Annotated in this window: 16 protein-coding genes; 1 reads left to right on the top strand and 15 read right to left on the bottom strand. The window is 64.5% G+C overall.

The genetic code is table 11. The features are described 5' to 3' along the window. Positions 1-9 precede the first annotated feature (9 nt). From BUB20358_RS28315 to BUB20358_RS08910, 7 genes are all read right to left on the bottom strand, one after another. Entirely contained in the window at positions 10-435 is a 426-nt protein-coding gene (locus BUB20358_RS28315; RefSeq protein WP_223296932.1) for a hypothetical protein, read from the bottom strand. A gap of 1 nt (position 436) precedes the next feature. Continuing rightward, entirely contained in the window at positions 437-688 is a 252-nt protein-coding gene (locus BUB20358_RS08935) for a Bbp19 family protein (protein ID WP_035971944.1), read from the bottom strand. Continuing rightward, a complete protein-coding gene (locus BUB20358_RS08930; RefSeq protein ID WP_006763721.1) occupies positions 685-2,304 on the bottom strand; it encodes a portal protein in 1,620 nt (539 codons plus the stop codon). The genes BUB20358_RS08935 and BUB20358_RS08930 overlap by 4 nt, the downstream gene beginning before the upstream one ends. Before the next feature lie 242 nt (positions 2,305-2,546). Beyond that, complete coding sequence (locus BUB20358_RS08925) at positions 2,547-2,807, bottom strand: hypothetical protein (protein ID WP_035971943.1); 261 nt, start codon at positions 2,805-2,807, stop codon at positions 2,547-2,549. Between the two features lie 11 nt (positions 2,808-2,818). Next, a complete protein-coding gene (locus tag BUB20358_RS08920) occupies positions 2,819-3,316 on the bottom strand; it encodes a hypothetical protein (protein WP_035971942.1) in 498 nt (165 codons plus the stop codon). A gap of 60 nt (positions 3,317-3,376) precedes the next feature. Next, on the bottom strand, positions 3,377-3,640 hold the full coding sequence (locus BUB20358_RS08915) for a hypothetical protein (protein ID WP_045552423.1): 264 nt from the start codon (positions 3,638-3,640) through the stop codon (positions 3,377-3,379). Positions 3,641-3,643: 3 nt separating this feature from the next. Then, positions 3,644-4,453, bottom strand: coding sequence for a hypothetical protein (locus BUB20358_RS08910; protein ID WP_006763720.1), 810 nt, complete (start codon positions 4,451-4,453; stop codon positions 3,644-3,646). A gap of 127 nt (positions 4,454-4,580) precedes the next feature. Here BUB20358_RS08910 and BUB20358_RS08905 point away from each other — a divergent pair, with 127 nt between their 5' ends. Beyond that, positions 4,581-4,760 (top strand): hypothetical protein, encoded by a 180-nt coding sequence (locus tag BUB20358_RS08905; protein ID WP_123806822.1) that lies wholly within the window; start codon positions 4,581-4,583, stop codon positions 4,758-4,760. On the opposite strand, the gene BUB20358_RS08900 is transcribed toward BUB20358_RS08905, so the two are convergent. The 8 genes from BUB20358_RS08900 to BUB20358_RS08865 form a co-directional block, all read right to left on the bottom strand. After that, positions 4,732-4,929 (bottom strand): hypothetical protein, encoded by a 198-nt coding sequence (locus tag BUB20358_RS08900; RefSeq protein WP_035971941.1) that lies wholly within the window; start codon positions 4,927-4,929, stop codon positions 4,732-4,734. The two genes, BUB20358_RS08905 and BUB20358_RS08900, sit on opposite strands and share 29 nt — an antisense overlap. Positions 4,930-5,008: 79 nt before the next feature. Further along, positions 5,009-5,971 (bottom strand): AAA family ATPase, encoded by a 963-nt coding sequence (locus tag BUB20358_RS08895; RefSeq protein ID WP_006763719.1) that lies wholly within the window; start codon positions 5,969-5,971, stop codon positions 5,009-5,011. After that, positions 5,959-6,450, bottom strand: a complete 492-nt coding sequence (locus tag BUB20358_RS08890; protein WP_006763718.1) for a hypothetical protein — start codon at positions 6,448-6,450, stop codon at positions 5,959-5,961. Before BUB20358_RS08890 ends, BUB20358_RS08895 begins: the two co-directional genes overlap by 13 nt. Next, positions 6,447-7,445, bottom strand: a complete 999-nt coding sequence (locus BUB20358_RS08885) for a DUF1376 domain-containing protein (protein ID WP_052688657.1) — start codon at positions 7,443-7,445, stop codon at positions 6,447-6,449. The genes BUB20358_RS08890 and BUB20358_RS08885 overlap by 4 nt, the downstream gene beginning before the upstream one ends. Next, the gene (locus BUB20358_RS08880) at positions 7,438-7,620 is read right to left on the bottom strand and encodes a hypothetical protein (RefSeq protein WP_035971938.1); all 183 of its coding nucleotides are present in this window, start codon (positions 7,618-7,620) and stop codon (positions 7,438-7,440) included. Before BUB20358_RS08880 ends, BUB20358_RS08885 begins: the two co-directional genes overlap by 8 nt. Then, positions 7,617-7,898 carry a hypothetical protein gene (locus tag BUB20358_RS08875; protein WP_035971936.1) on the bottom strand — a complete coding sequence of 94 codons (282 nt, stop codon included), beginning with the start codon at positions 7,896-7,898 and terminating at the stop codon, positions 7,617-7,619. The genes BUB20358_RS08880 and BUB20358_RS08875 overlap by 4 nt, the downstream gene beginning before the upstream one ends. Positions 7,899-7,905: 7 nt before the next feature. Beyond that, positions 7,906-8,166, bottom strand: a complete 261-nt coding sequence (locus BUB20358_RS28310) for a helix-turn-helix transcriptional regulator (RefSeq protein WP_223296931.1) — start codon at positions 8,164-8,166, stop codon at positions 7,906-7,908. 130 nt (positions 8,167-8,296) lie between these two features. Continuing rightward, entirely contained in the window at positions 8,297-8,860 is a 564-nt protein-coding gene (locus tag BUB20358_RS08865; RefSeq protein WP_035971934.1) for a hypothetical protein, read from the bottom strand. Positions 8,861-9,119: the final 259 nt, after the last annotated feature.

Genomic DNA, 9,119 nt, shown 5'->3' with positions numbered 1-9,119 from the left:
TTGCCTCCGTTATGCCGCTGCCTTCACGGCGGTCAGTGCGCCGGCGGACACGATCGCCGTCGCCGGGCTGTTCAGGGTCGCATTGCCGGACGACGTCGTGCCGTCCGACTTCTGCAGCGTCGCCGTGTCCCCGTTCGTCACGATCGCGTCCGTCGCCGCGAGCGTGACGACGCCATTCGTCGCGGTGAGATTGCGCGTCACGGTGCCGGCAGAGTTCCGCACGGTAACGGCGCCGTTCACCGCGAGCGCGGCCCATGCGCCGGCCGTCTTCTTGTAGACGACGAGGGTCACCGGATCGATCGTCACGTCGCCGTTCTCGCCGACCTGATCCTGCGGCTTGCCGCTGTAGTACGGCACGCCGTACGGCTTGTCGTCGGTGCGCGGCGCGCCGTAGGCGATCCAGCCGCTGCCGGTAAGTTGCGAAGTGCCGGACATGTCACTCTCCTTCGGGTTCTGCGCCGTTGGCGCGGTTGATCATGCTGATGATGTGCTCGACGACATCGCGCCGACCGAGCCGGTACGTTGTCTCGCGCTCGCCGTCGTGGCCGCCGCGCACGAACACTGAGCCGGTGAAGCGGCGCACGAGATCGTCGAGCACGAGCGAGCCGGCCGGGCTTTCGAAGATCACGCGGTAGTCGTCGGGCGTCGCGCGCTGCTCGGCCGACGCACCTTCGATGTGCGCCTTCATTGGTTCGCCACCATGCGACTAGCGGCCGCGCTGCCGATCGACTTCATGACGTCGCCCTGTACCTCCATGCCGAGCTGTTGCTGCTGTTGCTGCGCGGCGGCGGCTTGCTTCTGCTGGCGGTACTGCGTGACCTGATCGCTCGTGCGGACGATGCTGTCCGGCACGCCGAGATTTTTAGCGGTCAGGCGCACCGCCTCGTCGCCGTCAATGTTGTCGAGCGCTTCGGGCTTCACCTGAGCGATGACAGTGACGTCGCCCATCAGGCGCTCGATCGCGGACACTTCCTCGAGCTTCTGCGCGCGCGCGAGCGGCGACTGGTACTGCACCGAGAAATTGCGGCCGCCGAGCGAGTCGGGCGGGGGCGGGAAGACGCCTGCGCGATACGCGAGGCCGAAGCAGCGCGCGATCAGCGGCTGCAGGTACTCGGCCTGCAGGCGGCCGTAGATCGGGCCGAGCAGCTGACGGATCAGGTCGACGCGCACGTGCACTTCCGTCGCCGTCATGGCGGGGCCGTCCTGCGGCTGCAGTTGGTCGGCCATCAGCGTCTTGCGAATCTGTCCCTGCAGCTTCTCGATGCGCGTCTCGGCAAGCTGGAAATTCGACGCCGGCTGCAGCGGCTTCATGCTGTCGACGCTGTTCGCGACGATCACCTTGCGCGGGCCGACCTTCACCGTGCGCGGGTTCAGCACACCGTCGTCCTCGGCGATCCACATGCCAGACACAGCGAGGTCGAGGTTCGCGTATTCGAGCTTCACGATGTCGTTCAGCGTGCGGATGTCGGGCAGCGCGTCAAGCAGCGGGCCGACGCCGTAGACGCTGTTCGGGATCTTCTTCCATCGCGCGACGACGACCGGCATTTCGTGATACCCGGACTCGCGGATGACCTGCTTCTGGTTGCACGCGAACGTGACCGAGGCGATCGGCATGTTCTTCGCGCGCAACGCTCCGACCATGTGCACGTCGCGCGGATAGATCGCCTGACAGAGATCGACCAGTTCCTCGGGCTTGTTCTTCGCCTTGTCGACGATCTCCTGCGGCAGCGAGTCGCCGCGCCGGTTGAACTCGCGCACGCACTGCTCGGCCGTGAGCTGGTAGCAGCGGAACACGATGTCGACCGTGCCGCCCGGCTTCGACGATGCGCAGTAGACGCCGGCCATCGGCCAGTGCTCGAAGTACAGGCCGCCGGCGTCGCGGTTCTCGTCGATGTACAGCGCGAACCAGCCGGCCATGCCATCCGCGACGGCATCGGCCGCCTCGCTGTCGAAGTTCGCGCTGTGGATGTTCTGCCAGAGCACCTCGCTCGCGCTGTCCAGCCACCGCTCGCCTTCGTCGTCGGCGCCGTTGACCGTCATCGTGAACCATAGCGAGTTTGCCGGCGTCATGCCGGACATGATCGACGCCTCGAGCGTGCGCTTCGCGTCCGTCGCGGTCGAGTCGAAGATCAGCGCGACGGCCTGCGCGATCTGGTTCGCGTCCATCTGCGGACCATCGAGGCCGGACGCGCGCACCGGATCGGTCAGCATGAAGCACTCGCGCCAGACGAGCTCGTGCACCTGCCGTTTCGACTTCATCGTTTCGAGGCGCTTCGCGAGGGTTTCGCCGAGGCTATCGATCATGGTTCATTGCCCGAGAGAGGATTTCGCACCGGCGAGAACGGACGTTGCTGCCCCTGCAGCGCCGCTGCCAGCCGCGCCCGTGGCGAGCGCCGATCCGACGGCGCGTCGGCGTTTGCCGACGGCGCCTTGCGCATCCGGTTGAGCAGCGGCAGCGCTGGCGGCATCCGGAGCCGGCGCGGCCGGCGCAGGTGCGGGAGCGGACGTACCGCGCGTGATGAGGTCGGTCCAAGACGAGCACATGGTCACTGCCCCAACGTGTTCTTTGCGCTGGCGAGCACCGACGACGAGCTGGTGCCGCTCGACGTGCCCGAGCCAGTCGCAAGCAGGCTCTGCGCTGCGCGGCGGCGCCGATCGGCTGCGGCCTGCTCGTTCGCCGCCTGCGCAGCCTGAGCGTCCGCGGTATTGGCGGCGCTCGCGGCGGACGTCGTCGTGGTCGCAACGGGCGCGACAGTCGCGCGGCTGCCGCCGAAAAGATCGCTCAGTGCACCGAATACATCGCACATGGCCGCCTCCGTTACTTGAAGCTGCGCGGCAGCTCGCGCGGGGCAGACGGGACGATCCAACCCTGCTGCGTGAGCACAGGCGCGGCGATCGCCATCGGGTCGATTTCGTCGCAGTGTGGCAGCTTGCGCGAGGCCTGCGCGGTCGCCTGCGTCGTTCCTTCATCGATCGCTGCGCGCGATGCGCGGCGCGCGTTCACGGCCGCGACCGCGGCCTTGCGCGCTGCTTCCTGCGAGGGCAGTTCGCCGGCGCTCGCGAGCGTCTGTTCGACCTCCTTGCGCTTCTTGCCGACGAGGTCGTCGCGCATCTGCGGCTCGGCCGCATTCCATTCCTCGACCGACAGGCCGCTGGTCTCGAACGCGCCGATCACGATCTCGGCGAGCGGCACTTCGCGGCCGGCGATGGTCAGCACCGCTTCCGTGTCTGCGCCGACGATCGGCGCCGGGCCGTCATCGGTCGGCGTGACCGCGGCCGCGCCGGGCACCTGCGTTGCGTAGGTTCGTTTCGACATTCCTGCACCTCCATGGATGGTGCAGGCGAGTATCGGACCGCGTGGGTGTCGGATTCCCGTCTATCGCAGCGCGTCAGAGACGGACGGCATGCGTTGGATCGTGGGCGCGTCGTCGGGCTGCTTGCCCGTGACCTGCGCCCAGAGCTTGAGCAGCGTGACGCCGGCGTAGTGCTTCGGCTCGGCGCCGAGATTGCGGTAGCCGAGCAGGGTCGTGCGCGGGATCTGCGTGTACTGCGCGATCTCCGCGAGGGTGAAGTCGGCCCGCCGCACGTCCTCAAGGACGCGGAACCAATCGACGGCACGGGCGGGCTCGACTCGGGTCATGCGTTACAGCGCCTCCACGAACGCGCGCAGCTTCGCCTGCAGGTCGCCGAGCACGATCGCCTCGCCGGCGTCGAGCTTTTGCAGGAGCGATTGCGCGTGATCCTTCGCGGCTCCTGCCGCTCGCATGTGACGCTCAAGCGTGGCGATCTGCGCACGCAATGAGCAGTTCTCAGCGTGCAAGGCAGCCGCCTCGGTGTCGCCGTCTTGCGATGCACCCTGCGCAGACGATGCAGTGTCGCTTGCGGATTGGCCGGCCGCAGGCGACGCAGCGGCGTTTGGGTCGTCAGCCGCTGCAGCGTCGCGCGATTGCGCACCGTTAGAACCAGCCGTGCTGCGTGGCGAACCATTGGAGCCATGCTCCGAAGACGACGAAAGGCCATCCCCTTGCGATGCCGCGCTTGAGTTCGCGCCAGACTCCCCCGACGCCGCGACCGCCGGCGCGTCAATAGCTGAGTTCGCGAGGGTCGATGCGCTCGATGACGAGTCGCCCATGCTCGTCGTAGCAGACGTGGAGGCATCCGAAGCCGCGGGCGATGATGTCGACACTGACGTCGAAAGCGTTTCGTTCGAACCTCTCATCGAAAGCGGCGCGGAACTGGCGGATCCACTCCCTGCCGGCTCCCCCACCGCGGCCCCGCCAGCCTCCGTATCGAGTGGAACGTTTTGCGGTTCAGCGGACGCGTTTTCCGTTCCACCTGCCGCTGAAACCGTATCGGCTGCGGCTGCCTGCGGCTGCTCGGCGCCGTTCGACGCAGAGTTCACTTCTTCGGGGTACCCCAAGCCCGGCTGCCCTTCGTTCATGATGTTCTCCATGTTCAGTGAAACCGCAGCGTGTTTTCCGCTGCGACCAGAGTGGAAAGGTGTGGTGCTCCAGCCATGTCAGAATCGATCTCGGCTTCCAGGCCAACGACATCAACCCCATACGCGAAAGGAGCACCACATGAGCTACACCGGAGCCCGCAACTACGCTCATCAGGCAGAAACCGAGGCAAAAAACCGAAACGAAGGTGCCGCGATTGCCGCGTTGGCGCAGGCAATCGCAGCCCTATCCCGCGCCATCGAAGAGGACATGCGCAAGGTCCGGCACGACCTCAGTTACATCCAGTCCCGCATTCGTTAAGCAGCTGGGCCGCCTTCTGGGCGGCCTTCACGACCTCCTCCACCACGTCAGAGCACGAGCAGCTTCCGTCACCGGCTGCCAATACGTTTCGGTCCGGCATTCGCGTCGCCACGTCCACCGCCGCCCGCACTGCCTGTTCGTACGCGAAAACCTTCTGCTCTTCCGTCATCTGACTTCTCCTCGTTGACTTGATGGACCGCTAAATGCGCGCGCACGCGCGCGTAGAGATGAGCATGACGCGGCCACAATCACCGCGCCCACCCTTGCTTGAACATCCCCGACGCGTAGTCGAGATACTGCCGGCCAGACCTCGGATGCTCGAGCAGCTGCTGGCTGTCCCGGTCGAACCAGAGGCTGATGCGCCCCTCCCATGAGAAGTGCCGCTGCTTCCCGCAATCGATGAACGCATCCGGGACCTTTTCGAGCTCTGCGAGTTTCTCGGCGTCCGACTCCGCCTCGACCTGAGATTCCTTGCGCTTGTTTCGATAGACGATGAGCACGTTGTCGACGAGGTCAGTAATCTCGCCAGCACCCTTGATGTCGAACTTGTCCGGCACCGCACTCTCCTTTTCCCCCTTGCGCACGTGATGCACGAGGTGGATGTGCAGGCCGGTATCGCGCGCGAGCACGCAAAGCGAGTCGACGAAGTTCTTCTGCCCCGTGTAGTCGTCCGGCGCGAGACCGCACTTCATCAGGCTGTCGATGACCATGTGATCGACGTTCAACTCCTTCCGGCAGTACCGCGAGACGGCGATCATGCGATCGGGCGTCGCCTTTCCGTTCTGCGCGTACAGCCACAAGCGGTCGTCCGTCCACCGATGGAACTTGCTGATCGCGTCAATCGTTGGAACCGCTCCGCCGGCTGCCTGCCGACACATGCGATGCATGATCTGCCGCGGCGCCATTTCGAACGACGCGATGCACGAACGCGCACCAGCCGCCATCCCGTGAAGCATCACGTAGCCGAGCGCTCCCGACTTTCCGTGGCCGTTCACGCCGGCCCAAAGCGTGACCTCGCCGGGGCGAAACTTTAGCCTGTCGCCGACCTTGCTCCACGGCGTCGGCATACCGATCGATTGCTCTTCCTCACCATGGAACATCTGGATTACGGCGTCCAGACATTCCGAGGCCGGCCGAACGTCGGCGCGGCCGTCATCCTCGTCTCTGGCGTAGGCCTCCCAATCGATGTCGTCGGGGATCATGCGCGCCATTGTTCGCTCTCCTGTGCGGCTCTGATGACGAGCGTGCAAGCCTCGTCGTACGGGGTTGGGATGGACTTGCCGAGCTCGGCGAAGATGCGCGATGCGAGTGCGCGAGCGTCGCCCCAGCACGGACCGCCGAGCGCCATCGGGCACCAGTCGAACACGCGAAAATCGGTGATCTGGCGCCACTCCCCGAGCTCGACACGCGGCCCTTCGAGGAAAGTCAGCACCATCCGCTTCGGTACGCCCGCGGCGATGTCGGCAAGCATCCGTAGCAGACGCGAGAACGGCACCGCGACCGACGCGATGACCTCCACCTCGAGACCGCCGAGGACGCGCCAGTCGTACCGCACTTTCGGCTCGGCGAGCAGAGTCAGATTCACGAAGTCGAGCGGGCCGACTAGCGACACCAGGATCGGAAGCTCGGGACGAATGCCGCGGATTCGCAGATCGATCAGTGCCTGCGCGTTACGTGCCATCGCCGTCATAGCGCGCCTCGCATCAGGTCGTCGTACTCGCTCAGCATCCCGGGCAAGGCACCGCCCGAGGAACCGCGACCACCATCGCCACCCGGCACCCCGTCTTCCCAACGTCGCTGGTTCAGGTACGTCAAGGGCGCCGGCTCGTAGCCGTCCCGCCACTGCCGCGTCCGCTTCATCGCCTCGACATGCGCGACGATCTGCTCCCCGGCACGGTCAAGGCCGCCCTTCCGCCACTTCTCAGCGCACTTCGCCTTCGCAACCTTCCGCTGCGACGACGGCCATGCGGACCAGAAGCGATCGAACGAAGCCGACGACTTCCCTGCTCGAGACCGGGCATCGTCGCCGTCAGGCGACAAGGGGGTAAGGGGGTTTACTTCTATTCCCTCTCTATTGCGATCGCCTAGCGATTCGGGGGGCGATTCGGGGGGCGACAAAAAATCATCGGGGGGCGACGAATTTTCCGGTCGGGGGGCGATCGGCTCGCGATCGGCGTGCGATCCCCTGACGATCGCCGCGACCTGCTTCTTGCGCAGCGTTTTCGACTCGGGAGCGACCTCCGCGAGCAGCGATGCAGCATGGATGACCTTCTCGGAAATCGCCGCGGTATCGACCTCCGTGCCCCATCGCTTTGCATTGCCCGTGGAGCCTGCGAGACTGCTGACCAGCTTTTCGATCCATGCTTCGAGCGCTTTCTCGGCGACCACCGGGTGATACAGCCGGCCGTCATCGCACTTGATCCAGCCACGCAGCGCATGTTCCTTCACGCGCTTCCAGTTTTTTGCCTGCGACAGATGCCCGAGCAATCGATCGTTGTCCGGCAGGCTCGCGGCGGGAACCTGATGCCAGCTTTCGAGCCAGAGCGTCATCGCGGCTGAACGCTCGTCGCCGGTGCCGAGAATCCATGTTTCCGACGTCAGCATGCGTTTCACGTCGAGCGGCATGAAGGCGAAGTCGCGCAGGTTGCATTCGGCTGGCGTGAGCGGCTTGGAGAGCTTATCCATGGGCCACCTCACCGAGCGGGATGCCGGCGGCCGCGGCGCATTGGCGAGCCGTGGCTTCGGCTTCAGTGGCGGTCATGCCGAACTGGATGATCGCGAGCTCGACCAGCATATCGAGCGGCACCGGCGCGTCGCGCAGGTCGGCTGCCGACGGCGTGAACGGGACAGGGAGATTCATACGCGCCCCGCCAGCCCGGCGGCCTCTTCCATCAGGCGAACCTGCGCCGCGCTCCGGCGCGCGATTTCTTGCCGCATGAGGTAGCAGCAGCGAGCGCGCAGGGCTCGCGTCGGCGCCGCGCACATCAACTGTCCGAGCGCGGTGATGCGGATCTCGCGCGCCACATCATCGGGCACGCGGCCGACTGCGGTGGCCGACACCGCAGCGACGCGCATCGACCACGACCGCATGTGCAATGCCCCCACGCCACGAGGCGAAGTCTTGACGGTCACTTTCATGGCCGCCTCACGCAGCGTCTTTCGCAACGGGCGGCTGATAATTCAGCGGGTCGGCAATCCAGCGGTGGACTTCCGCGTTGCTGTACACGGAATGATTGGGGCTGAAACGAATCGGCTGGGGCGCCTTGCCGGCGAGACCCAGCTTTCGCCAAGACTCGCGGCACACCGGAATGAACGGCGCGATCTGCGCCCATTTGGAGAGGCCGACCTGAGGAAGAATCGGTTCAGCCGGATTGCCGGAGTCCCTGCGCGCTGCGGTCTTTTTCACTTTGGCTCACCATTAGTGGATTTGGTGAGCTAATGCTAGATTTCGTCGCGCCGCGCGAAAACATCTATTCCGGAACGGTGCTTACTGTGCCGGAATAGATACCACTGTCCCGGCACGGTGAGTGTGTGGATCAGGTCGACTCCCTTTCCCAGGCACGCGCCCAGTCCTCGACCTTTTTCGTGCTCTTCAATTCGTCAAATTTGTCGATCATGTCACGTGCAAATGCCGCTTTCGAAGGGTACCGAGACGGCTCGAGGCGCCACAGTTCCCACATCTTCCGGACTTCGGATTTTGCTAACTGCTTCGGATCTTTCGAGTATCGTGCGAGACTCGCATTTCTTTGTCGTTCACGGATCAACTGTTCAGTCAGAACCTCGACATTCTTGCCCTTCAGGAATCCGGCGCAAAACCACAAGCTGACCGCACTAATCCCTCGTTCAGATATCAGCTTGGCATAGTCGCCCATCGTGGCACCGTCCGTCAAAAATAACTCGGCCATTTTTTCCGCCAATTCCAATTCAGCCCCTATCGTCTTGGCAGTCAACAAGCCAACCTGATTTGTAGCCTCCGCGTCGTCAGGATTAGAGATTTTCTTCTGTAGCCACGGACGGATCTCTTCGATATTCCACGACTCGCCCAATGTCCTGTAGCGAACGTTAGATTCGTCGACAGCCGGCTTCCTCGATTTCGACATTTGCGTCCCTCACGCATCCCTTGGAAAGAGCCGCGCCAACAGGGTAAGGGAACCCTGCTTTCGCCCCGTCGAGCTAGGCGCGGCAAAACTCACTCTACACGAACTTACGAATGCCCCTCGGCGAGTCGGTATAACGCGTCTGCGATCTCGCGCGCGCATTCAATAGGGAATCGCACATGGTCAATTTCTACGTCATCGAAGCTATCAGAGATCGACGCAGTCGAGATGACGATCTCGCCATGACTATTCAGTTCCACCG

It is taken from the genome of Burkholderia dolosa (assembly GCF_902499135.1).
GTDB classification, from domain to species: domain Bacteria; phylum Pseudomonadota; class Gammaproteobacteria; order Burkholderiales; family Burkholderiaceae; genus Burkholderia; species Burkholderia dolosa.
Note: the sequence above shows the minus strand (reverse complement) of the source record. Positions and strands in the feature narration are given on the sequence as shown.

Bases quoted from the DNA above. Each gene is read 5' to 3' on its own strand.
- BUB20358_RS08935 (WP_035971944.1), bottom strand. From the start codon at position 688: ATGAAGGCGCACATCGAAGGTGCGTCGGCCGAGCAGCGCGCGACGCCC.
- BUB20358_RS08865 (WP_035971934.1), bottom strand. From the start codon at position 8,860: ATGTCGAAATCGAGGAAGCCGGCTGTCGACGAATCTAACGTTCGCTAC.
- BUB20358_RS28315 (WP_223296932.1), bottom strand. From the start codon at position 435: ATGTCCGGCACTTCGCAACTTACCGGCAGCGGCTGGATCGCCTACGGC.
- BUB20358_RS08915 (WP_045552423.1), bottom strand. From the start codon at position 3,640: ATGACCCGAGTCGAGCCCGCCCGTGCCGTCGATTGGTTCCGCGTCCTT.
- BUB20358_RS08920 (WP_035971942.1), bottom strand. From the start codon at position 3,316: ATGTCGAAACGAACCTACGCAACGCAGGTGCCCGGCGCGGCCGCGGTC.
- BUB20358_RS08880 (WP_035971938.1), bottom strand. From the start codon at position 7,620: ATGAATCTCCCTGTCCCGTTCACGCCGTCGGCAGCCGACCTGCGCGAC.
- BUB20358_RS08900 (WP_035971941.1), bottom strand. From the start codon at position 4,929: ATGACGGAAGAGCAGAAGGTTTTCGCGTACGAACAGGCAGTGCGGGCG.
- BUB20358_RS08895 (WP_006763719.1), bottom strand. From the start codon at position 5,971: ATGGCGCGCATGATCCCCGACGACATCGATTGGGAGGCCTACGCCAGA.
- BUB20358_RS08875 (WP_035971936.1), bottom strand. From the start codon at position 7,898: ATGAAAGTGACCGTCAAGACTTCGCCTCGTGGCGTGGGGGCATTGCAC.
- BUB20358_RS08910 (WP_006763720.1), bottom strand. From the start codon at position 4,453: ATGGAGAACATCATGAACGAAGGGCAGCCGGGCTTGGGGTACCCCGAA.
- BUB20358_RS08885 (WP_052688657.1), bottom strand. From the start codon at position 7,445: ATGGATAAGCTCTCCAAGCCGCTCACGCCAGCCGAATGCAACCTGCGC.
- BUB20358_RS08890 (WP_006763718.1), bottom strand. From the start codon at position 6,450: ATGACGGCGATGGCACGTAACGCGCAGGCACTGATCGATCTGCGAATC.
- BUB20358_RS08930 (WP_006763721.1), bottom strand. From the start codon at position 2,304: ATGATCGATAGCCTCGGCGAAACCCTCGCGAAGCGCCTCGAAACGATG.
- BUB20358_RS08925 (WP_035971943.1), bottom strand. From the start codon at position 2,807: ATGTGCGATGTATTCGGTGCACTGAGCGATCTTTTCGGCGGCAGCCGC.
- BUB20358_RS08905 (WP_123806822.1), top strand. From the start codon at position 4,581: ATGAGCTACACCGGAGCCCGCAACTACGCTCATCAGGCAGAAACCGAG.